This is a genomic window from Streptomyces barkulensis (assembly GCF_002843305.1).
GTDB classification, from domain to species: domain Bacteria; phylum Actinomycetota; class Actinomycetes; order Streptomycetales; family Streptomycetaceae; genus Streptomyces; species Streptomyces barkulensis.
Window position 1 is genome coordinate 99,943 of record NZ_PGSG01000103.1, and the last position, 22,408, is coordinate 122,350.

A 22,408-nucleotide genomic window follows, 5' to 3' on the forward strand; every position below is an offset into this window, starting at 1 on the left:
GAATGTTCTCGGAAGATCCGATCCGAAACACCGGTGCACGCCGCACCGACCGGCCCGGCGCCCCGCGAGGCGCTCCGGCGAACCCGGTCCGCTGACACGCCCGGAGCCCGCCGTTCCTTCACCTGCCTCCACTGACACGGCAGTTGGTGGCACGATGGTCACGCCGGGGGCGCGGTGGAGGGTCCCCGGGCCGGCGTGGCCGGCGCAGAGGCGTTGCGACCGAGGGTGTGATCAGTTGTGGCCATTTCACTGTCTGTGGTGCTGCTCTTGGCGATCATCATGGTCGTTCTCATGCGCAGCGGCTCACTGAAGGCGGGGCCCGCGCTCGTCGCGATCCTCTTCGGCTTCTTCCTGGCCTCCACGGGCATCGCCCCGTCGATCAACCGCTTCCTCGACTCGCTCGCCGAGTCGATCAACCAGATCACTTTCTGAGCGGCGCCCGGAGAGCGGGCGCGGAAACCGGATACGCGGAACGGCCCGGTCCTCACCGAGGACCGGGCCGTTCTCCGTCGGAGCGGGCGACGGGAATCGAACCCGCGTAGCCAGTTTGGAAGACTGGGGCTCTACCATTGAGCTACGCCCGCAGCGCCGCCGTCGTTCACGGGGCAGGCAGATCATACAGATCGCCACCGGCCGACCGTGAACCGCGTGCGGCACGCTCCGCATCGTACGGCATGTACTCTACGTGTCGCACGGACGGGGTGTGGCGCAGCTTGGTAGCGCGTCCGCTTTGGGAGCGGAAGGCCGTCGGTTCGAATCCGGCCACCCCGACCACGTACTATGAAAGACGCGCCTGTCTGTGTCGTGTCTGCGTGCGGGGCGCCCCACAAGAAGTACGAAGTCCCAGCAGTCAGCCCCCAAGGAGACCGACCGTGAAGAGCGCCGTGGAGACCCTGAACCCCACCCGGGTTCGGCTCACTGTCGAGGTGCCCTTCGAGGAGCTCAAGCCCAGCCTCGACGCGGCGTACAAGAAGATCAACCAGCAGGTCACCGTGCCCGGCTTCCGCAAGGGCAAGGTCCCCGCCCGGGTGATCGACCAGCGGTTCGGCCGGGGCGCGGTCCTGGAGGAGGCCGTCAACGACGCGCTTCCCAAGCTCTACCAGGACGCCGTCGAGGAGGGTGAGCTGAGCCCGCTCGGCCAGCCCGAGGTCGACATCACCGAGCTCAAGGACAACGAGCTCCTCGCGTTCACCGCCGAGGTGGACGTCCGCCCCTCCATCGAGATCCCGGACTACTCCGGCATCGAGGTCACCGTCGACGCCGTCGAGGTCACCGACGAGGACGTGGACAAGTCGGTCGAGCAGCTCCGTGAGCGCTTCGCCTCCACCACCGCCGTCGAGCGCGCCGCCGCCGAGGGCGACGTCGTCAAGATCGACCTGGAGGCCCGGGTCGACGGCGAGGTCCTGGAGGACGGCGTCGCCGAGGGCATCGACTACACGATCGGCTCCGGCGAGCTGCTGGACGGCATCGACGAGGCCGTCACCGGCCTGGAGGCCGGCGGTTCCGCGACCTTCACCTCCGAGCTCAAGGGCGGCTCCGCCGCGGGCCGCGAGGCCGAGGTCAAGGTGGACGTCACCTCCGTCTCCGCCCGCGAACTGCCCGAGCTGGACGACGACTTCGCCCAGATGGCCAGCGAGTTCGACACCCTCGGGGAGCTGCGGGCCGACAGCCGCAAGCGCCTGGAGCGGATGAAGAAGTACGACCAGGCCACCCAGGCCCAGGAGAAGGTGCTCGACGCGCTGATCTCCCTGGTCGAGGTCCCGGTCCCGGAGAAGCTCCTCCAGGACGAGATCAACACCCGCAAGCACAACCTGGTCAACCACCAGCTCTCGCAGCTCGGCGTGGACCTCGCGACCTACCTGAAGATGCAGGAGAAGTCCGAGGAGGAGTTCGAGAACGAGCTCAAGGAGCAGGCGGAGAAGGGCATCCGGACCCAGTTCATCCTCGACGAGCTGGTCAACAAGGAGAAGCTGAACGTCAACCAGGAGGAGCTCACCGAGCACCTCATGCGGCGCGCCCAGTCCTCCGGCATGAGCCCCGACCAGTTCGCCCAGGCCGTCGTCGAGGGCGGCCAGGTGCCGATGCTCGTCGGCGAGGTCGCCCGCGGCAAGGCGCTCGCGGTCGTCGTCGAGGCAGCCAAGGTCACCGACACCAACGGCGAGGCCGTCTCCATGGAGGACGAGGAGGACGGTGAGGAGTCCGGCGAGGCCGCCGACGCCTCCGCGGAGTCCACCGCCGACGCCTCCGCCGACGCCCCCGCCGACGCCTCCGCGGAGTCCGCCGGGCAGAGCGGCGAGAAGTCCGAGGGCTGACCGGAGGGGCCCGCCCCACGACCGGCCGAACGGGCCCGCACGCGACATCGCGTGCGGGCCCGTTCACGTACGGCGGAACACGCCCGTTCCACCTGCGGGAACGCTCCCTGCGCTAACAGCGAACAGCTCTCGGACCGGGATGGCGCAGTCGGACCCGCGCGTTAGGGTCCAAGTACAGACGAAGACCCCAGAGGCGGCCCTGCGGCAGACGCGGCCGTCCGTACACGAGCAGGTGGACACGTGACGCTTCCGATGCCTTCCGCCGCCACCGAGCCGACCATCGGTGGCCTCGGCGACCAGGTCTACAACCGGCTGCTCAACGAGCGGATCATCTTCCTCGGCCAGCCGGTCGACGACGACATCGCCAACAGGATCACCGCTCAGCTGCTCCTCCTGGCCGCTGACCCGGACAAGGACATCTACCTCTACATCAACAGCCCGGGCGGCTCGATCACGGCCGGCATGGCGATCTACGACACCATGCAGTACATCAAGAACGACGTGGTGACCATCGCCATGGGCCTGGCCGCCTCCATGGGCCAGTTCCTGCTGAGCGCCGGCACCCCCGGCAAGCGCTTCGCCCTGCCGAACGCGGAGATCCTCATCCACCAGCCCTCCGCGGGCCTGGCGGGCTCGGCCTCGGACATCAAGATCCACGCCGAGCAGCTGCTGCGCACCAAGAAGAAGATGACCAAGCTGTCCGCGCTGCACACCGGCCAGAGCGAGGAGCAGTGGACCCATGACGCCGACCGCGACCGCTGGTTCACCGCCCAGGAGGCCAAGGAGTACGGCCTGATCGACGAGGTCTACGGCTCCGCCACGCAGCTTCCGGGCGGCGGCGGCACGGGCGCGTGAGCGCCTGACGCCCCGCAGCTCGACACCGCAGCCAGTCCATCTCTCCAGAACGGTGTACAGCCACATGAACAGTCAGCACAGCTTCCCCGGGGCCGGGATCCACGACCGCATCGAGACCCGCTACACCGGGCCGTCGGCCGAGTCCCGCTACGTCGTTCCGCGTTTCGTGGAGCGCACCTCGCAGGGCGTGCGGGAGTACGACCCGTACGCCAAGCTCTTCGAGGAGCGCGTGATCTTCCTCGGAGTGCAGATCGACGACGCCTCCGCCAACGACGTCATGGCGCAGCTGCTGTGCCTGGAGTCGATGGACCCCGACCGCGACATCTCGGTCTACATCAACAGCCCCGGCGGCTCCTTCACGGCGCTGACGGCCATCTACGACACGATGCAGTTCGTCAAGCCGGACATCCAGACCGTCTGCATGGGCCAGGCGGCCTCCGCCGCGGCCGTGCTGCTCGCCGCCGGCACCCCCGGCAAGCGGATGGCGCTGCCCAACGCGCGGATCCTGATCCACCAGCCCTACAGTGAGACCGGCCGGGGCCAGGTCTCCGACCTGGAGATCGCCGCCAACGAGGTGCAGCGGATGCGCATCCAGCTGGAGGAGATGCTCGCCAAGCACTCCAACAAGTCGATCGAGCAGATCAGCCAGGACATCGAGCGCGACAAGATCCTCACCGCCGAGGAGTCGCTGGAGTACGGCCTGATCGACCAGATCATCTCCACCCGCAAGACCTCGGTGGGGCTGGGCTGAGCCCGCGGATTCTCCCGAACATTTCCGCCCCCCTCGGGTCGAGTCGGTCCGAGGGGGGCCCATTCAGGGGGCCGGGCAAGGTACCGTCATAGGGGGTCCGGGGGCCGCCCCCGCCAAGGCCCAGAGCAAGCACCCGGGTTCGCGGAACTCGACGGATCCCAGGCGAAGGAGAAGCACCTCGTGGCACGCATCGGTGACGGCGGCGATCTGCTCAAGTGCTCGTTCTGCGGCAAGAGCCAGAAGCAGGTGAAGAAGCTCATCGCGGGGCCGGGCGTCTACATCTGCGACGAGTGCATCGACCTCTGCAACGAGATCATCGAGGAAGAGCTCGCCGACACCTCCGAGATGCGCTGGGACGAACTGCCCAAGCCGCGTGAGATCTACGAGTTCCTCGAGGGGTACGTCGTCGGCCAGGAGGCCGCCAAGAAGGCCCTCTCCGTCGCCGTCTACAACCACTACAAGCGGGTGCAGGCCGGTGAGAACGGCGGTTCGCAGGGCCGTGACGACGGCATCGAGCTGGCCAAGTCCAACATCCTCCTGCTGGGCCCCACCGGCTCCGGCAAGACACTGCTGGCGCAGACCCTCGCCCGGATGCTGAACGTCCCCTTCGCCATCGCCGACGCCACCGCCCTGACCGAGGCCGGCTACGTGGGCGAGGACGTCGAGAACATCCTGCTGAAGCTGATCCAGGCCGCCGACTACGACGTGAAGAAGGCCGAGACCGGGATCATCTACATCGACGAGATCGACAAGGTCGCCCGCAAGAGTGAGAACCCGTCGATCACCCGCGACGTCTCCGGCGAGGGCGTGCAGCAGGCGCTGCTGAAGATCCTGGAGGGCACCACCGCCTCCGTGCCGCCGCAGGGCGGGCGCAAACACCCCCACCAGGAGTTCATCCAGATCGACACCACGAACGTGCTGTTCATCGTGGGTGGTGCCTTCGCCGGGCTGGAGAAGATCATCGAGTCCCGGGCGGGAGCCAAGGGCATCGGTTTCGGCGCCACGATCCGCTCCAAGCGCGAGATCGAGGCCAGCAACCAGTTCGAGGACGTCATGCCCGAGGACCTGGTCAAGTTCGGCATGATCCCGGAGTTCATCGGCCGTCTGCCGGTGATCACCTCCGTCCACAACCTCGACCGCGAGGCCCTGCTGAAGATCCTGGTCGAGCCGCGCAACGCGCTGGTCAAGCAGTACCAGCGGCTCTTCGAGCTCGACGGTGTGGAGCTGGACTTCGACCGCCCGGCGCTGGAGGCCATCGCCGACCAGGCGATCCTGCGCGGGACCGGGGCGCGCGGTCTGCGCGCGATCATGGAGGAGGTCCTGATGTCGGTGATGTACGAGGTGCCCTCGCGCAAGGACGTGGCGCGTGTGGTGATCACCGAGGACGTCGTCCACTCCAACGTCAACCCCACCCTGGTGCCCCGCTCCCGCGGTGAGCGCGACCAGGGGCAGGGGCCGCGCGAGAAGAGCGCCTGAGCGGCGCGCCGCGCGGACGCGCGGCACGTGGACATGCGGCTGGGGCCGCCCGGAGGGAATCCGGGCGGCCCCAGCCGCATGTCCACGTCGGACGCGCCGTGCGGGTGTCACTCGATCTCGACGCGCGCCTTGCTGTGCAGTTCCGCGGCCAAGTCGGCGGCATCGCCGATCGGCGCCCCGCCCTTGCCGCTGAGGAACGCCGAGATGTCGGCCAGGGACACCGCGCCGACGGTGCTGTAGTCGGCCCAGACGCAGAAGGGGATGGTCGCCCTCTTGCCGCTTCCCAGCCCGGCGGAGGAAGCAGAAGCACTGGTGAACTCGGCTTCCTGGCACTTCATCACAGCGTTCTCCAGCCCTTCGGGGGATACCTCCTCCGGCTCGCCGATCAGTGTGACCTCCGCGTCCCCCTCCTCGGAGGAATCCTCGTCGGCGCCCTCGGAGAGGGTCGCGAACAGCGCGTCGACGGCTGCTTCCGGGTTCTTCACCTCGCCCCACACCCCGTTGAAGGACAGGGCCATACCGGTGGTGGGGCTGGGATCGTCGACGTCGCCGGTGAAGTACTCGGCGTTGACTTCCTCGGCGTTGGAGACGCCAACCTTCTCCAGTTCCTTGAGGTCGTCCGAGTCGAACCCGTCCGGATCGCCGGACGGTGTCTTCCTGTACTCGCCGGCCACCGTCGCGGGGAGCACGAGCTTGTACCGCTTGCCGTCGTCGGCGATGTCGCCGCCGCCGTCGCCGGAGAAGACGAAGTAGCCGCCCACCGCCAGGCCGACGACCGCGAGGACGGCCACCAGGGCGCCGATCGTCTTGCCCTTGCCGCCGCCGCCCGGCGGGGGCGGGGGCACGTAGCCGCCGGGCTGCTGCGGGTAACCCGGCTGTCCCCAGCCGCCCTGCTGGGGGAAGCCCGGCTGGGGCTGACCGGGCTGACCGGGCTGCTGCGGGTACCCGTACCCCGGCTGCCCCTGCGGCGGCATACCCGGCTGCTGCGGGTAGCCGTACCCCGGCTGAGGGCCGCCGCCGTACGGCGGTTGCGGCTGCTGGCCGTACGGACCGGGCTGCGGCGGCGGCTGGTTGTGACTCACGCTGGGGCTCCCCCTTGATCGGACACGTTCATCTATGAGCGCCCCCATCCTTGCGGACCTCGGCGCTCCCCCGTCACCCGGACCCCCAAACCGGTTCGAGCCCGCCGCACGGCCGCCCGTACACTGGCCGTCGTGACCGAGAACACTCAGCAGAGCCCGACCCCCGCGGGGGCGGAGCCTTCGAACAGCGCCCATGCCGACCTGCCGACCCAGTACGTCCCGGCCGAGGTGGAGGAGAAGCTGTACGAGCGCTGGGTAGAGCGCGGTTACTTCGAGGCGGACGCGGGGAGCGACAAGCCGCCGTACACGGTCGTCATCCCGCCGCCCAACGTCACCGGCAGCCTGCACCTGGGCCACGCCTTCGAGCACACGCTGATCGACGCCCTCACCCGCCGCAAGCGGATGCAGGGCCACGAGACGCTGTGGCAGCCCGGCATGGACCACGCCGGCATCGCCACCCAGAACGTCGTCGAGCGAGAGCTGGCCAAGGAGGGCAAGTCCCGCCACGACCTGGGCCGCGAGGCGTTCGTGGAGCGGGTGTGGCAGTGGAAGTCGGAGTCCGGCGGCCAGATCTCCGGCCAGATGCGGCGACTGGGCGACGGCGTCGCCTGGTCGCGTGAGCGCTTCACCATGGACGAGGGGCTCTCCCGCGCCGTCCAGACGATCTTCAAGCGGCTCTACGACGACGAGCTGATCTACCGCGCCGAGCGGATCATCAACTGGTGCCCGCGCTGTCTGACGGCCATCTCCGACATCGAGGTGGAGTACGCCGACCAGGACGGCGAGCTGGTCTCGATCCGATACGGCGAGGGCGACAGCTCCATCGTCGTGGCCACCACCCGCGCCGAGACGATGCTCGGCGACACCGCCGTGGCCGTCCACCCCGACGACGAGCGCTACGCCCACCTCGTCGGCACCGAGATCGAACTGCCGCTCACCGGCCGGCGCATCCCGGTCGTCGCCGACGAGCACGTGGACCCGGAGTTCGGCACGGGCGCCGTCAAGGTCACCCCGGCGCACGACCCGAACGACTTCGAGATCGGCCGCCGCCACGACCTGCCGAGCATCACGGTCATGGACGAGCACGCGGTCATCACCGCCCACGGCCCGTTCCAGGGCCTGGACCGGCTGGAGGCGCGTTCGGCGGTCGTCGGCGCGCTGCGCGCCGAGGGACGCATCGTCGCCGAGAAGCGCCCCTACGTCCACTCCGTCGGCCACTGCTCGCGCTGCAAGACGACCATCGAGCCGCGGCTGTCGATGCAGTGGTGGGTGAAGGTCGGTCCGCTGGCGCAGGCCGCCGGCGACGCGGTCCGCGACGGGCGGGTCGCCATCCACCCCAGGGAGATGGAGTCCCGCTACTTCGGCTGGGTCGACAACCTCCACGACTGGTGCATCTCCCGCCAGCTGTGGTGGGGCCACCGCATCCCGGTCTGGTACGGCCCGAACGGCGAGACCGTCTGCGTCGGCCCGGACGAGGAGCCCCCGAGCGGCGAGGGCTGGCACCAGGACAGCGATGTGCTGGACACCTGGTTCTCCTCCGGCCTGTGGCCCTTCTCCACCCTCGGGTGGCCGGAGAAGACCGAGAGCCTGGAGAAGTTCTATCCGAACTCCGCGCTGGTCACCGGCTACGACATCCTCTTCTTCTGGGTCGCCCGGATGATGATGTTCGGCCTCTACGCGATGGACGGCACCCCGCCGTTCCGCCAGCTCGTGCTGCACGGCATGGTCCGCGACCAGTTCGGCAAGAAGATGTCGAAGTCCTTCGGCAACGCGGTCAACCCGCTGGACTGGATGGACACCTACGGCTCCGACGCGCTGCGCTTCACCCTCGCGCGCGGCGCCAACCCCGGTGTCGACGTCCCCATCGGCGAGGACTGGGTCCAGGCCTCCCGCAACTTCGCCAACAAGGTGTGGAACGCCACCCGCTTCGCGCTGATGAACGGCGCCACGGTCGAGGGCGACCTGCCCGCGCCCGAGGAGTTGTCGGCGACCGACCGCTGGATCCTCTCCCGGCTGAACACGGTCGTGGCCGAGGTGGACGCCCACTACGACGACTACCAGTTCGCCAAGCTCTCCGACCTGCTCTACCACTTCGCGTGGGACGAGGTCTTCGACTGGTACGTCGAGCTGTCCAAGACCACCTTCGCCGCGGGCGGTGACGCGGCCCGGGCCTCCGCCCGCGTCCTGGGCGAGGTCCTGGATGTCACGCTGCGGCTGCTCCACCCGGTGATGCCGTTCGTCACCGAGACGCTGTGGACGACGCTGACGGGCGGGGAGTCCGTGGTGATCGCCGACTGGCCCTCCGACTCCGGCTTCCGCGACACCGCGGCCGAGCGGGAGATCGCCACGCTCCAGCAGGTGATCACCGAGGTCCGCCGCTTCCGCGCCGACCAGGGCCTCCAGCCCGGCCAGCGCGTCCCGGCCCGTCTCACCCTGGACGGGACGGCGCTGGCGGTCCACGAGGCGGCCATCCGCTCCCTGCTGCGCCTGCAGCCGGCCGGCGAGGAGTTCCGGACCACCGCGTCCCTGCCGGTGGCGGGCGCGAAGGTGGAGCTGGACCTGTCCGGCGCGATCGACTTCGCCGCCGAGCGCAAGCGTCTGGCCAAGGATCTGGCGGCGGCCGAGAAGGAGCTGGCGCAGACCACGGCCAAGCTCGGCAACGAGGGCTTCCTGGCCAAGGCCCCCGACCACGTGGTCGACAAGATCCGCACCCGCAGGGAGCAGGCCGAGGCGGACATCGCCCGGATCTCCGCCCAGCTGGAGGCACTGCCGCAGGGGTAGAAAGCCCGCGGGCGGGTAGAACGACAAGTACGACGAGAGAGCGGCGGTGGCCGCCGCGCCCGGGCCGGGCGCGGCGGCCACCGCCGTCTCCGTACACTGAAACGGTGAGTGAGCAGCCCCCGCACGACCCGCACGAAGGCCCCGGCGACGCCTCCGGTCAGGAGGGGGAGCACGGCGATCCCCTGGAGCGGTTCGACGAGATCATCGACGCCGAGACCGACCGCGACCCCGATCTCGCCGTGATCGAGGCCGGCAGCCGCACCCTGCGCACCCAGGCCGGTCCGACCGGGGGCGGCGAGCTGCCGACCCGGCCGGAGGATCCGGAGCTGGACCGGGCGCTGCGGGCGGTGGAGGCCGAGCTGGTGGGGCGGTGGCCCGAGACGAGGCTGGAGCCGTCCCTGACGCGGATCGTCGCGCTGATGGACGTACTCGGCGAGCCGCAGCGCTCCTACCCCTCCATCCACATCACCGGCACCAACGGCAAGACCACCACGGCCCGGATGATCGAGGCGCTGCTGGGCGCCTTCGACCTGCGCACCGGCCGCTACAGCAGCCCGCACGTGCAGGCGATGACCGAGCGGATCAGCCTGGACGGCGCGCCGATCTCCGCCGAGCGGTTCATCGAGACGTACGAGGACCTGCGGCCGTACGTGGAGATGGTGGACGCCTCCCAGGAGCACCGGCTGTCGTTCTTCGAGGTCATGACGGGCATGGCGTACGCGGCCTTCGCCGACGCGCCGGTGGACGTGGCGGTCGTCGAGGTCGGCATGGGCGGGAGCTGGGACGCCACCAACGTGATCGACGCGTCCGTCGCCGTCGTCACCCCGATCGCCCTGGACCACACCGACCGGCTGGGCGACACACCCGAGAAGATCGCCGCGGAGAAGTCCGGCATCGTCAAGCGGGACGCCACCGTCGTGCTGGCCCAGCAGCCGGTCGAGGCCGCCTCGGTCGTACTGCGCAGGGCCGCGGAGACGGACGCCACCGTCGCCCGCGAGGGTCTGGAGTTCGGCGTCGTCTCCCGTGAGGTCGCCGTCGGCGGGCAGCTGCTGACGCTGCGCGGTCTGGGCGGGGAGTACCCGGAGGTCTTCCTGCCGCTGCACGGCGCCCACATGGCGCACAACGCCGCCGTGGCGCTGGCGGCCGTCGAGGCGTTCTTCGGCATCGGCTCCCGGCACGCCCGCACCCTGGACATCGACGCCGTGCGCACGGCCTTCGCTGCCGTGGCCTCCCCCGGACGGCTGGAGGTGGTGCGCCGCAGCCCCACGGTGGTGCTGGACGCCGCGCACAACCCCGCGGGCGCCCAGGCGACGGCCGCCGCGGTCACCGAGGCGTTCGGCTTCAGCCGTCTGGTCGGTGTGGTCGCCCCCAGCGCCGAGAAGGACGTCAAGGGGCTGCTGGAGGCGTTCGAGCCGGTCTTCGCCGAGGTCGTGCTCACCCGCAACTCCACCCCCCGCGCCATGGACGTGGACGAGCTCGCCGCGCTGGCCGTGGAGGTCTTCGGCGAGGAGCGGATCCAGGTCGAGCCCCGGCTGGACGACGCGCTGGAGGCGGCCATCACCCTGGCCGAGGAGGAGGGCGAGTACGCCGGCGCGGGCGTACTGGTCACCGGCTCGGTCTTCACCGTCGGCGAGGCCCGGCTGCTGCTCGGAAAGGACAGGTGACACACGGTGCGTACGCTCTGCGCGTCCACGCTCGTCGGCGAGTTCCTCGTCATCGGCTTCGCCTCCCTGGTGGCGATGCGGCTGGGAGAGCTGCCCGCGGGGACGGTGTGGGCCGTCGGCGGTACGGCGATGGCGCTGTGTCTGCTGCTGTGCGGGATGCTCGGCCGGCCCGGCGCGATCCAGCTCGGCTGGGCGCTGCAGATCGGCCTGATCGTCTCCGGTTTCGCCGTCCCGGCGATGTTCTTCCTCGGCGCCGTCTTCGCCGGGCTGTGGTGGGCGTCCATCCACTTCGGCCGGGTGATCGACGAGGCGAAGGCCCGGAGGGCCGCAGAAGCCGGCGCCGCCTGACCTGCACCGCGCGACGGGTGCCGACGGAGCGTGGGAGGGCTCCCTGTAGCCTCTGAGCACTTGTGAAAGCCCGTACCTCACGTGAAAGTCCCAAGGAGCAGCCGACCATGAGCCAGCGCACCCTCGTCCTCCTCAAGCCCGACGCGGTCAGGCGGGGCCTGATCGGCGAGATCGTCGGGCGCATCGAACGCAAGGCCGACTGGACGATCAGCGCGATGGAGCTGCGCACGCTGGACCGCGCCACCCTGGAGCGGCACTACGCCGAGCACGTCGGCCGCCCGTTCTACGAGCCGCTGCTCGAGTTCATGGCCTCCGGCCCGTCCGTGGCGATGGTCGTCGAGGGCGAGAGGGTGATCGAGGGAGTGCGCGCCCTGGCGGGTCCGACCGACCCGATCGCCGCGGCGCCCGGCTCCATCCGAGGGGATTTCGGAACGATCGTGCGTGAGAACCTTGTCCACGCCTCGGACTCCGAGGAGTCCGCCGAACGGGAGCTGAAGATCTTCTTCCCCTCCTACCTCTGACGGGCTATCAGAAGTGCGAACCTCTTGACCTGGGGCGATCGATGGAATTCGATCGCCCCAGGTGAATTCGCCCTCCACTCGGGGGAACGAATCACCCGGACGCGACGTCACCACATACGGGGATGAACCGCGTTCCGCCGACAATGACGGAGGAGGAACCCTCTCACCGCGTTCGAAGGAGCGCGACTACGATGGAAACTTCTCCGGGCCCCGCAGCGCACGCTGTCGTCCTCCCCTCACATCGCTCCAGTCGGAAGGCCTGACGTATCCTCATGGCGAACAACATGTCGTTCATCGGCCGTGACATGGCTGTCGACCTCGGGACCGCCAACACGCTGGTGTACGTCAGGGGTCGCGGGATCGTCCTCAACGAGCCATCGGTCGTCGCCATCAACACCAACACCGGCGGAATCCTCGCGGTCGGCGCCGAGGCGAAGAAGATGATCGGCCGCACCCCGGGCAACATCGTGGCGGTCCGTCCCCTCAAGGACGGGGTGATCGCGGACTTCGAGATCACCGAGCGGATGCTCCGCTACTTCATCCTCAAGATCCACAAGCGACGCTACCTCGCGCGCCCCCGGGTGGTCGTGTGCGTCCCCTCCGGTATCACCGGTGTCGAGCGACGCGCGGTCATCGAGGCATCCACCCAGGCCGGCGCCCGCCAGGTGCACATCATCGAGGAGCCGATGGCGGCCGCCATCGGCTCGGGGCTGCCGGTCCACGAGGCGACGGGCAACATGGTGGTCGACATCGGCGGCGGCACCACCGAGGTGGCCGTGATCTCCCTGGGCGGGATCGTCACCGCGCAGTCCATCCGGGTGGCGGGCGACGAGCTGGACAACGCGATCATCCAGCACATCAAGAAGGAGTACAGCCTTCTGCTGGGCGAGCGCACGGCCGAGAGCATCAAGATCACGATTGGCTCGGCGTACGACATGGAGGACGACGAGCACACCGAGATCCGCGGCCGGGACCTGGTCAGCGGACTGCCCAAGACCGTGGTCATCTCGGCCACCGAGGTCCGCAAGGCCATCGAGGAGCCCGTCAACTCCATCGTGGACGCGGTCAAGACCACCCTCGACAAGTGCCCGCCCGAGCTCTCCGGCGACATCATGGACCGCGGCATCGTCCTCACCGGCGGCGGCGCCCTGCTGCGCGGCCTGGACGAGCGGCTGCGGCGCGAGACGGGCATGCCCATCCACATCGCCGAGGACCCGCTGGACTCGGTGGCGCTGGGCTCGGGCAAGTGCGTCGAGGAGTTCGAGGCGCTCCAGCAGGTGCTCGACGCCCAGCCGCGGCGGTGACGCCGGGCCGGGGCGGCTCCCGCCGCGCCGCCCGTGCCCGGACGGGGGACAAAGGCGGCGGGCGCCCCGGGAAACCGGATCGGCACCACGGTCAGACAAGTCCAACAAGGGAAGGCACGGCCGTCGCACGTGAGGGATACACGAGAGAGCCGGCTGCTGCTCGTTCTGCTGGTCGCCATCGCGTTCGCACTGATCACGGTGGACATCCGCGGCGGTGAGCGGTCGCCGCTGGACGGGGCACGGCAGGTGACCGCGTCCGTCCTGGGCCCGGTGGAGAGCGGTGTCGCCACCGCCGTCGACCCCGTCGGCAACGCCATCGCGGCCGTACGGGACTCCGGCGAGCGCCATGACCGGATCAGCGTACTGGAGCAGGAGAACGCCGAACTGAAGCAGAGGCTCGCCGCCTCCGACCGCGACAACGCCCGGGTCAGGCAGCTCGACGACCTGCTGAGGACCGCGGGCGCCGGGCAGTACGGCATCAAGGCCGCCCAGGTCGTCGGGATCGGCGCCGCCCAGGGCTTCTCCTGGACCGTCACCATCGACGTCGGCCGCGACGACGGCATCAGACGCGACATGACCGTGATAAACGGCGACGGACTCGTCGGCCGGGTCACCACCGTCGGACCGAGCACCTCCACCGTGCTCCTGGCCAACGACCCCGACTTCACCGTCGGCACCCGGATGGAGGGCACCGGCGAACTCGGCTTCGCGGGCGGCCGCGGCGACAGCGCGCTGACCGTCCAGCTCCTCAACAGCAAGGCCAGGGTGAAGAAGGGCGACCGCCTGGTCACCTTCGGCTCCAGCAACGACCGGCCGTTCGTGCCCGGCGTGCCGGTGGGCGAGGTCATCCGGGTCGATCCGCACAGCGGCGGCCTCACCCGGACGGTGCGGGTGCGGCCGTACGTCGGCTTCACCAAGCTCGACATCGTCGGCGTCGTCGTCAAGCCGCCGCGCACCGACCCGCGTGACGCGGTCCTCCCGCCCAAGCCGAAGGACCGGCCCGCCCCGACGGTCACGGTGACCGCCGACCCCTCGGCCGCCGCCGAGTCATCCGCCACCGGCCCCTCGGCGAGCACCGGCCCCTCCGCGGACGCCGCTCCCTCCGGGGGCGACACCCCCAGCCCTTCCAGGAGCTGACCGATAACGATGCACCCCAACCGGATCCTGCTCTCGATCGCGCTCGTCGTCGTCGCCCTGGTGGTCCAGGTCAGTGTGCTGGCCCGGCTCCAACTGCCCGGCGCCGTCCCCGACCTGCTGCTGCTGACCGTCCTCGGTCTGGCGCTGGTGTACGGCCACACCGGCGGAGCCCTGGTCGGCTTCGCGGCCGGTCTGCTGGCCGACCTCGCGCCGCCCGCCGACCACGCCGTGGGCCGCTACGCGCTGGTGCTGTGCGTCGTGGGCTACGCCGCCGGCCTGACCAGGCCGGAGAACGGCCAGCACCGCTCGGCCACCGTTCCGATGCTCGTCGTGGCCGGCGCCGCGCTCTCCTCCACCCTGCTCTACGCCGGCGTCGGCGCGCTGGTCGGCGACACCGCGGCCCGCCACGTGGGCCTGGGCCTGCTGCTGACCACGGCCACCGTCTACGACCTGCTGCTCGCGCCCTTCACCGTCCCGGTGGTCATGGCGCTGGCCCGCCGCACCGCGCACGACCCGCTCGCCGACACGGCCGGCAGCGCCGGTGACGGCACCCGCACCTACGGCGGGCTGCTCGGCTCCGGAGGGCTCGGCGGGCTGCGCGGCCGCACCGGCCGCCTCGGCGGCCGGGCGGGCGCCGCCCGGCGCGGCGGCCTGACGGCCCGGGTCCCCAGGAGCGGAACGGGGCGGATCAAGGGCGTCAAGCGGCTGTGACGGCGGTGACTGTGACGGCGACAGCGGCTGTGACGACGGCGGCGACTGTGATTGCGACGGAGACGCAGTGAGCAACATTCCCGAGACCGGGCGCACCACCCGGGTCACCATCCGGCTGGTCGCCATCCAGATTCTGGTCTTCTCCCTGATGCTCACCCTCGGCGGGCGGCTGTGGTACCTCCAGATCCGCAACGGCGAGGAGTACGCCGAGAAGGCCGCCGGCAACCATGTGCAGCAGGTCGTCCAGCCCGCCGTGCGCGGCGCCATCCTCGACGCGCGCGGTGTGCCGCTGGCCGACAACGAGACCCGGCTGGTGGTCTCCGCCAGCCGCACCGAGCTGATGAAGATGGACGACGGCGGCAAGGCCGTCCTCACCCGGCTCGCCGATGTCCTCGGCATGACGTACAAGGAGGTCTCCGACAAGACCCGCCTGTGCGACGCCGAGACCCCGCAGCCCTGCTGGAACGGCTCCCCCTACCAGCCGATCCCGGTGACCGACGAGGCCACCACGCAGCAGGCCCTCCAGATCCGCGAACGCCAGGAGGACTTCCCCGGCATCACCGCCGAACCCGTCGCCGTCCGCCGCTACCCGGCCCCGTACGGCGCGCGGACCTCCCAGGTCCTGGGCTACCTCTCGCCCGTCACCGACGAGGAGATCGCGCAGACCAAGGACACCGGCTCCCCGCTGCTCAGCTCCGACCAGATCGGCCGCTCCGGCCTGGAGCGCCAGTACGACGCGGCGCTGCGCGGCGACGCGGGCGTGACGCGCTACAAGGTGGACAACCTCGGCCGCGTCATCGGCGAGGCGGAGAACGACAAGGGCGAGCCCGGCTCCTCCCTGGTCACCAGCATCGACGCACGTGTCCAGGCCATCGCCGAGAAGGAACTGGTCAAGGCGATGAAGGAGGCGCGCAAGCAGCACGACCGCAACACCAACCGCAACTACGAGGCGGACGCGGGCGCGGTCGTGGTGATGGAGTCGAAGACGGGCCGGATCGTGGCGATGGCCTCCGCGCCGGACTACGACCCCAACGCCTGGGTCGGCGGCATCTCCGCCAAGGACTACGCAAAGCTCACCGGCAAGAAGTCCAACTACCCGCTGCTCAACCGGGCCATCCAGGGACAGGCCGCGCCCGGATCGATCTTCAAGGTGATCCCGACCGCCGCGGCCGTCAAGGCCGGCTACGAGTTCGACGGGCGCTACAACTGCCCCTCCTCGTACAGCATCGGCGGCCAGGTCTTCAAGAACTTCGAGTCCCAGAACCACGGCATGATCGACCTCGGCCGCGCGCTGGAGGTCTCCTGCGACACCGTCTACTACGCCCTGGCCCACCAGGAGTGGAAGAAGGACGGGGGCATCAACCCCAAGAAGAACCCCGACGACTGGTTCTACAGGACGGCCCACGAGTTCGGCCTCGGCAAGCGCACCGGGATCGACCTGCCCAACGAGGTCACCGGCCGCGTGCCCGACCGGAAGTGGAAGCAGGAGTACTGGGAGGCCAACAAGGACGCCTGGTGCAAGTACGGCAAGAAGGACGGGGACTACGTCGAGAAGATCGCGTACGAGAACTGCCTGGAGGGCAACAGGCTGCGCGCCGGTGACAGCGTCAACTACTCCATCGGGCAGGGCGACACACTGGTGACGCCCATTCAGATGGCCACCATCTACGCGGCGCTGAGCAACGGCGGCACCGTGTACGAGCCCACCGTCGGCAAGGCCGTCGTCAGCCCCGACGGCAGGACCGTCGAGGAGATCGAGCCGAAGAAGCGCGGCAGGCTGCCGATGGACGCCAAGACCCTGCGCCAGACCGACAAGGCGCTGGAGGGCGTGGCCACCCGCGGCACCGCCGCCTGGCGCTTCGCCGACACCGGCTGGCCGCAGAAGGAGATCCCCATGCACGCCAAGACCGGTACGGCCGAGGTCCACGGCAAGCAGACCACCTCGTGGTTCGCGACCTACACCGACGAGTACACGATCGTCATGACGATCTCCCAGGGCGGCACCGGCTCCGGCGCCTCCGGCCCCGCGGTGCGCGCGATCTACGACGCGCTGTACGGCGTCGGCGAGGGCGGGAAGATCGACAGGAAGAAGGCCCTGCTGCCCAAACCGCGGAAGAAGCTTCCCCGGATCAACCCGGACGGCACCATCGAGGCCCTGCGGCAGAAGGGCTTCAAGCCGTGAGTACCCACTCCTACACCGGGCGGCCCTGGCAGGAGCGCTCCGCCTGGAGCAGACTGACGGCCCGCGACTCCGTCCTGCGCCGCCTGGACTGGACCCTGCTGCTGGCCTGCGTGGCGCTGTCCGTCATCGGCTCCCTGCTGGTGTGGTCCGCCACCCGCAACCGCACCGAGCTGAACGAGGGCGACCCCCAGCACTTCCTGTGGCGCCATCTGATCAGCCTCGCCATCGGCGTGGCGCTGTCCGTGGGCACCGTCTGGCTCGGCCACCGCAGGCTGCGCGGCGCGGTCCCGGTGCTGTACGGGCTGTCGGTGCTGCTCACACTGCTCGTGCTCACCCCCCTCGGCGCGACGATCAACGGCCAGCGCGCCTGGCTGGACCTGGGCGCCGGCCTGTCGCTCCAGCCCGCCGAGTTCGCCAAGATCACCATCATCCTGGGCATGGCGATGCTGCTCGCCGCCCAGGTGGACGCCGGCGACCGGCTCCACCCCGACCACCGCACGGTGGTGCAGGCCCTTGCGCTGGCCGCCGTGCCGATCGGGGTCGTCATGCTGATGCCCGACATGGGCTCGGTGATGGTGCTGGTCGTGATCGTGCTGGGAGTGCTGCTGGCCTCAGGCGCCTCCAACCGCTGGATCATCGGCCTGCTGGCCACGGGCGGCATCGGCGCCGTCCTGGTCTGGCAGCTCGGCGTGCTCGACGAGTACCAGATCAACCGCTTCGCGGCCTTCGCCAACCCCGCGCTCGACCCGTCCGGCGCCGGATACAACACCAACCAGGCCCGGATCGCCATCGGCTCGGGCGGCCTCTACGGCAAGGGACTGTTCGAGGGCAGTCAGACCACCGGGCGGTTCGTCCCCGAGCAGCAGACCGACTTCGTCTTCACCGTCGCGGGCGAGGAGCTGGGCTTCCTCGGCGCGGGCCTGATCATCCTCCTGGTGGGTGTGGTGCTGTGGCGCGCCTGCCGCATCGCGCTGGAGACGACCGAGCTGTACGGCACGATCGTCGCCGCCGGGATCATCGCCTGGTTCGCCTTCCAGTCCTTCGAGAACATCGGGATGACCATGGGCATCATGCCGGTCGCCGGTCTGCCGCTGCCCTTCGTCAGCTACGGCGGCACCTCGATGTTCGCGGTCTGGATCGCCATCGGGCTGCTCCAGTCGATCCGGGTGCAGCGCCCGGTCTCCGCCTGAGCCCCGGACCCCGGGCCCGCGGACCGGGCCCGCGGACCGGGCCCGCCCGCGTACCGGCCCTCGCCGGTACGCGGGCACGGGGCCCGTCCCCGCAGGCGTTACGCTGGATGGTCACTCCCGTCCGCCGGAACGCGCGGACCGTCACCCGAGAACCCAGCGAATCCAGCGAATCCAGCGAACCCCCAGCATTCGAGGACACCACCCATGCCTGTCGAGTCGGTCTTCCCGCGCCTGGAGGCCCTCCTCCCGCACGTCCAGAAGCCGATCCAGTACGTCGGCGGAGAGCTGAACTCCACCGTCAAGGACTGGGACGCCTGCGATGTCCGCTGGGCCCTGATGTACCCCGACGCCTACGAGGTCGGCCTGCCCAACCAGGGCGTCATGATCCTCTACGAGGTCCTCAACGAGCGCGAGGGCGTGCTCGCCGAGCGCACCTACAGCGTCTGGCCGGACCTGGAGAAGCTCATGCGCGAGCACCGGGTCCCGCAGTTCACCGTGGACGCCCACCGCCCGGTCGGCGCCTTCGACCTGTTCGGCGTCTCCTTCTCCACCGAACTGGGCTACACCAACCTGCTCACCGCCCTGGACCTGGCCGGCATCCCGCTTGAGGCGAAGGACCGAGGCGTGGACCACCCGGTGGTCGTCGCCGGCGGCCACGCCGCCTTCAACCCCGAGCCGATCGCCGACTACATCGACTGCGCGGTCATCGGCGACGGCGAGCAGGCCGTGCTGGAGATCACCGAGATCACCCGGGCCTGGAAGGCCGAGGGCCGCCCCGGAGGCCGCGAGGAGCTGCTGCTGCGCCTGGCGAAGACCGGCGGCGTGTACGTCCCCGGCTTCTACGACGTGGAGTACCTGCCCGACGGCCGCATCGCCCGCGTCGTGCCCAACCGCTCCGGCGTCCCGTGGCGGGTGTCCAAGCACACCGTGATGGACCTCGACGAGTGGCCCTACCCCAAGCAGCCCCTGGTGCCGCTGGCCGAGACCGTCCACGAGCGGATGAGCGTGGAGATCTTCCGCGGCTGCACCCGTGGCTGCCGCTTCTGCCAGGCCGGCATGATCACCCGCCCGGTGCGCGAGCGCTCCATCACCGGCATCGGCGAGATGGTGGAGAAGGGCCTGAAGAACACCGGCTTCGAGGAGGTCGGCCTGCTGTCGCTGTCCTCGGCCGACCACAGTGAGATCGGCGACGTGGCCAAGGGCCTGGCCGACCGCTACGAGGACGACAAGATCGGCCTGTCGCTGCCCTCCACCCGGGTGGACGCCTTCAACATCGACCTGGCCAACGAGCTGACCCGCAACGGCCGCCGCTCGGGCCTGACCTTCGCCCCCGAGGGCGGCAGCGAGCGCATCCGCAAGGTCATCAACAAGATGGTCTCCGAGGACGACCTGATCCGCACCGTCGCCACCGCCTACGGCAACGGCTGGCGCCAGGTGAAGCTGTACTTCATGTGCGGCCTGCCCACCGAGACCGACGACGACGTCCTCCAGATCGCCGACATGGCCGCCAAGGTCATCTCCAAGGGCCGCGAGGTCTCCGGGTCCAACGACATCCGCTGCACCGTCTCCATCGGCGGCTTCGTGCCCAAGCCGCACACCCCCTTCCAGTGGGCACCGCAGCTGTCGGCCGAGGAGACCGACGCCCGTCTGGAGAAGCTGCGCGAGAGGATCCGCGGCGACAAGCGCTACGGCCGCTCCATCGGCTTCCGCTACCACGACGGCAAGCCCGGCATCGTCGAGGGCCTGCTCTCGCGCGGCGACCGGCGCATCGGCGACGTCATCCGCGCCGTCTACGAGGCCGGCGGCCGCTTCGACGGCTGGCGCGAGCACTTCTCCTACGACCTGTGGATGGAGTGCGCCGAGCGCGCGCTGGCCCCCCACGGCGTGGACGTCGACTGGTACACCACCCGCGAGCGCGCCTACGAGGAGGTCCTGCCCTGGGACCACCTCGACTCCGGTCTCGACAAGGACTGGCTGTGGGAGGACTGGCAGGACGCCCTCGACGAGACCGAGGTCGAGGACTGCCGCTGGACCCCCTGCTTCGACTGCGGCGTGTGCCCGGCGATGGACACCTCCATCCAGATCGGCCCGACGGGCAAGAAGCTGCTGCCGCTGACGGTCGTCAACAAGTAGCCCGCCGCCCGCCGCGCGGGCACCGCGCCCCGCCCCCGGCCAGTGGTCACCACTGGCCGGGGGCGGGGCGCGCTGACACACTGGCCGCATGCCACTCGTCGTGGGGTGCGGTTCCAGCACGGACGAGAGGCTTTCCCGTTCTGGAAAGCCAGGGATCTTGACCCCGCTGCCCGAAGGTCGGAAGCATCACTCGGGACACCGGCTGTCGATGTGAGGGGGAGGCTGTGGGCGCACCGCTGCGGAAGTTGTCGGGAGACCCGAACTGCAAGAACGGCACGTGTCCGACGCTGTGGAGTACGGACGATGGCGGAAACTACGTGGTACAGGGGTACGTGATCACGGACCCTGAGCGGCTGGCGCAGCTCGATCTGCCCGAGGGAGAGACTGCCGTCACGATCCCGGCTGCGGTTCTTGAGGAGTATTTCGGTGCTCGAGGGTGATGAGTTCGGCCGTCTCTTCGAGACCTTCGAGCGCACGGCCTTCCGGTTGGAGACTCTCGCGGTCTACGACGTCGACGAGGAGCGCGAAGAGATCGAGAGGTTCCTCGCGGGCGAGGACATGGGGCCGGACTGGGACGACAATCCGTGGGTGCGCTCGATGACGGACAAGGGCAAGAGCGTGTCGCGCGTGCACGTCCTGCGTTCTCCGCTGACGGACTACCTCCGGTACGAACTGGCCGCGTACCCCGGAAACATCAAGGCGGGCGAATCCATCGGGATCATCGATCTTGCCGAGCGGGAAGTGACGGGCCTCCCCGATCACGACTTCTGGCTCTTCGACGACCGAGCCGTGTACCGGATGCACTACACGCCCGAAGGCAAGTTCATCGGTGGTGAGCCGCTGCCCGCTGATCGACTCATGGAGTACCGGGGTTACCGCGACGCGGCACTCACCCACGCCGTGCCGTTCGCTTCCTACTGGGAGCGGCACCACTGACCACGGACTCGATCGGGAAAACCCTGCGGGCGCTGCGGGACGCATCGGGACTGACCGGTGATTCTGTGGCCCGCAGGGCTTCCATGTCCGCAGGGAAACTCTCGAGAATCGAGAACGGCAGGGTTCTTCCCACCGTCCAGGACGTCGATTTGGAGCATGTCTCACGTGGTGAGTTGGGCGAGTTTCTTGTAGCAGGTCAGGGCGGCCGCGAGGCCGAGGAAGGCCAGGAAGTGGCTGCCCTTGCGCTCGTACCGGACGGTGAGGCGCCGGTAGCCGAAGAGCCAGGAGATCGACCGTTCGATCTTCCAGCGGTGCCGGCCCAGGCGCTCGCCGGACTCGATGCCGGGCCGGGCGATGCGCGGGACGATGCCCCGCTCGCGCAGCCATGCCAGCTTCTCGGCGGAGTGGTAGGCCTTGTCGGCGCGGAGCCTGCCGGGGCGGCGTCTGCGCGGGCCGCGCCGGGAGCGGACGGCGGGGATGCCCGCCACCAGCGGCAGGAGCGCCTGGCTGTCGTGGACGTTCGCGCCCGAGACGCCCAGGGCGAGCGGCAGGCCCTGGGCATCGGACAGAACGTGGAGCTTGCTGCCCTTCTTGCCCCGGTCGACCGGATTGCGCCCGGTCAGCGAGCCCCCTTTTTCGCCCGCACACTCGCCGCGTCCACGATCGCCGCGGCCCAGTCCACCTCGCCCCGGGCCCCGAGTTCGTCCAGCACCGCCCGGTGCAGCCGGCGCCACAGCCCGGCCTCGGTCCAGAGCGTGAACCGGCGGTGCGCGGTGGCCGGGGAGATGCCGAAGGTCTCCGGCAGATGCCGCCAGGCACACCCGCTGGTCAGCACGTACACCACGGCGGTGAAAGCGGCCCGCTCGTCCACCGGGGCGGTCCCACCGCCCTGCGGCCGGGACGTGAACTTCGGCAGCAGCGGAGCTGCCAGCTCCCACAAACCGTCGGGAACCAACCGCTGCGACAGATCAACACTCACAGCCACCCATCATGCCGCACCGAACCCACCACGTGAGACAAGGTCT

General features: G+C 69.9%; 19 protein-coding genes, 2 tRNA genes and 1 pseudogene. 19 read left to right on the forward strand and 3 right to left on the reverse strand.

From position 1 onward, the window contains the following. The first annotated feature begins 237 nt into the window (after positions 1-237). Positions 238-432: a hypothetical protein gene (locus CUT83_RS21165; RefSeq protein ID WP_093654442.1), complete on the forward strand. Its 195-nt coding sequence runs from the start codon at positions 238-240 to the stop codon at positions 430-432. Positions 433-513: 81 nt separating this feature from the next. Here CUT83_RS21165 and CUT83_RS21170 read toward each other — a convergent pair. After that, positions 514-584, reverse strand: a tRNA-Gly gene (locus CUT83_RS21170). Between the two features lie 113 nt (positions 585-697). On the opposite strand from CUT83_RS21170, the gene CUT83_RS21175 reads away from it, so the two are divergent. From CUT83_RS21175 to clpX, 5 genes are all read left to right on the forward strand, one after another. Further along, a tRNA-Pro gene (locus tag CUT83_RS21175) sits at positions 698-774 on the forward strand. 98 nt (positions 775-872) lie between these two features. Continuing rightward, positions 873-2,312, forward strand: coding sequence for a trigger factor (gene tig / locus CUT83_RS21180; RefSeq protein ID WP_101257409.1), 1,440 nt, complete (start codon positions 873-875; stop codon positions 2,310-2,312). Positions 2,313-2,564: 252 nt separating this feature from the next. After that, a complete protein-coding gene (locus CUT83_RS21185) occupies positions 2,565-3,167 on the forward strand; it encodes an ATP-dependent Clp protease proteolytic subunit (RefSeq protein WP_101257410.1) in 603 nt (200 codons plus the stop codon). A gap of 64 nt (positions 3,168-3,231) precedes the next feature. Next, positions 3,232-3,918, forward strand: a complete 687-nt coding sequence (locus CUT83_RS21190) for an ATP-dependent Clp protease proteolytic subunit (RefSeq protein ID WP_101257411.1) — start codon at positions 3,232-3,234, stop codon at positions 3,916-3,918. A 180-nt stretch (positions 3,919-4,098) separates the two neighbouring features. Then, positions 4,099-5,394: an ATP-dependent Clp protease ATP-binding subunit ClpX gene (gene clpX, locus CUT83_RS21195; protein WP_101257412.1), complete on the forward strand. Its 1,296-nt coding sequence runs from the start codon at positions 4,099-4,101 to the stop codon at positions 5,392-5,394. 107 nt (positions 5,395-5,501) lie between these two features. On the opposite strand, the gene CUT83_RS21200 is transcribed toward clpX, so the two are convergent. After that, positions 5,502-6,476 (reverse strand): hypothetical protein, encoded by a 975-nt coding sequence (locus CUT83_RS21200; RefSeq protein WP_101257413.1) that lies wholly within the window; start codon positions 6,474-6,476, stop codon positions 5,502-5,504. A 132-nt stretch (positions 6,477-6,608) separates the two neighbouring features. On the opposite strand from CUT83_RS21200, the gene CUT83_RS21205 reads away from it, so the two are divergent. The 13 genes and pseudogenes from CUT83_RS21205 to CUT83_RS31630 all read left to right on the forward strand — a co-directional run. Further along, positions 6,609-9,257, forward strand: a complete 2,649-nt coding sequence (locus CUT83_RS21205; RefSeq protein WP_101257414.1) for a valine--tRNA ligase — start codon at positions 6,609-6,611, stop codon at positions 9,255-9,257. Positions 9,258-9,361: 104 nt separating this feature from the next. Next, on the forward strand, positions 9,362-10,921 hold the full coding sequence (folC, locus tag CUT83_RS21210; RefSeq protein WP_101257415.1) for a bifunctional tetrahydrofolate synthase/dihydrofolate synthase: 1,560 nt from the start codon (positions 9,362-9,364) through the stop codon (positions 10,919-10,921). A 6-nt stretch (positions 10,922-10,927) separates the two neighbouring features. Beyond that, entirely contained in the window at positions 10,928-11,269 is a 342-nt protein-coding gene (locus CUT83_RS21215; RefSeq protein WP_101257416.1) for a DUF4233 domain-containing protein, read from the forward strand. Positions 11,270-11,376: 107 nt separating this feature from the next. Continuing rightward, positions 11,377-11,790: a nucleoside-diphosphate kinase gene (gene ndk, locus CUT83_RS21220; protein ID WP_101257417.1), complete on the forward strand. Its 414-nt coding sequence runs from the start codon at positions 11,377-11,379 to the stop codon at positions 11,788-11,790. A gap of 284 nt (positions 11,791-12,074) precedes the next feature. After that, positions 12,075-13,094, forward strand: a complete 1,020-nt coding sequence (locus CUT83_RS21225) for a rod shape-determining protein (RefSeq protein WP_093849232.1) — start codon at positions 12,075-12,077, stop codon at positions 13,092-13,094. Between the two features lie 129 nt (positions 13,095-13,223). Next, positions 13,224-14,231, forward strand: coding sequence for a rod shape-determining protein MreC (gene mreC, locus CUT83_RS21230; RefSeq protein ID WP_101257418.1), 1,008 nt, complete (start codon positions 13,224-13,226; stop codon positions 14,229-14,231). Between the two features lie 9 nt (positions 14,232-14,240). Continuing rightward, positions 14,241-14,942: a rod shape-determining protein MreD gene (gene mreD / locus CUT83_RS21235; RefSeq protein ID WP_101257419.1), complete on the forward strand. Its 702-nt coding sequence runs from the start codon at positions 14,241-14,243 to the stop codon at positions 14,940-14,942. Between the two features lie 67 nt (positions 14,943-15,009). Then, the gene (gene mrdA, locus CUT83_RS21240) at positions 15,010-17,124 is read left to right on the forward strand and encodes a penicillin-binding protein 2 (protein WP_101257420.1); all 2,115 of its coding nucleotides are present in this window, start codon (positions 15,010-15,012) and stop codon (positions 17,122-17,124) included. Beyond that, a complete protein-coding gene (gene rodA / locus CUT83_RS21245; RefSeq protein WP_101257421.1) occupies positions 17,121-18,314 on the forward strand; it encodes a rod shape-determining protein RodA in 1,194 nt (397 codons plus the stop codon). Before mrdA ends, rodA begins: the two co-directional genes overlap by 4 nt. Before the next feature lie 204 nt (positions 18,315-18,518). After that, positions 18,519-20,447 carry a TIGR03960 family B12-binding radical SAM protein gene (locus CUT83_RS21250; RefSeq protein ID WP_101257422.1) on the forward strand — a complete coding sequence of 643 codons (1,929 nt, stop codon included), beginning with the start codon at positions 18,519-18,521 and terminating at the stop codon, positions 20,445-20,447. A 224-nt stretch (positions 20,448-20,671) separates the two neighbouring features. Beyond that, positions 20,672-20,887, forward strand: a complete 216-nt coding sequence (locus CUT83_RS21255; RefSeq protein WP_101257423.1) for a hypothetical protein — start codon at positions 20,672-20,674, stop codon at positions 20,885-20,887. Beyond that, positions 20,874-21,383: a DUF6879 family protein gene (locus tag CUT83_RS21260; protein ID WP_101257424.1), complete on the forward strand. Its 510-nt coding sequence runs from the start codon at positions 20,874-20,876 to the stop codon at positions 21,381-21,383. The genes CUT83_RS21255 and CUT83_RS21260 overlap by 14 nt, the downstream gene beginning before the upstream one ends. 23 nt (positions 21,384-21,406) lie before the next feature. Continuing rightward, positions 21,407-21,517, forward strand: a pseudogene (locus tag CUT83_RS31630) (helix-turn-helix domain-containing protein); the annotation flags it as partial. 27 nt (positions 21,518-21,544) lie between these two features. On the opposite strand, the gene CUT83_RS21270 reads toward CUT83_RS31630, so the two are convergent. Next, positions 21,545-22,350, reverse strand: a protein-coding gene (locus CUT83_RS21270; protein ID WP_420882460.1) for an IS5 family transposase whose coding sequence is annotated in 2 segments (ribosomal slippage) — positions 21,545-22,012 and positions 22,015-22,350 — 804 coding nt in all. Because the reading frame shifts where the segments join, the coding sequence is not laid out codon by codon here. Positions 22,351-22,408: the final 58 nt, after the last annotated feature.

Bases quoted from the DNA above. Each gene is read 5' to 3' on its own strand.
- CUT83_RS21185 (WP_101257410.1), top strand. From the start codon at position 2,565: ATGCCTTCCGCCGCCACCGAGCCGACCATCGGTGGCCTCGGCGACCAG.
- CUT83_RS21190 (WP_101257411.1), top strand. From the start codon at position 3,232: ATGAACAGTCAGCACAGCTTCCCCGGGGCCGGGATCCACGACCGCATC.
- ndk (WP_101257417.1), top strand. From the start codon at position 11,377: ATGAGCCAGCGCACCCTCGTCCTCCTCAAGCCCGACGCGGTCAGGCGG.
- CUT83_RS21225 (WP_093849232.1), top strand. From the start codon at position 12,075: ATGTCGTTCATCGGCCGTGACATGGCTGTCGACCTCGGGACCGCCAAC.
- mreD (WP_101257419.1), top strand. From the start codon at position 14,241: ATGCACCCCAACCGGATCCTGCTCTCGATCGCGCTCGTCGTCGTCGCC.
- CUT83_RS21250 (WP_101257422.1), top strand. From the start codon at position 18,519: ATGCCTGTCGAGTCGGTCTTCCCGCGCCTGGAGGCCCTCCTCCCGCAC.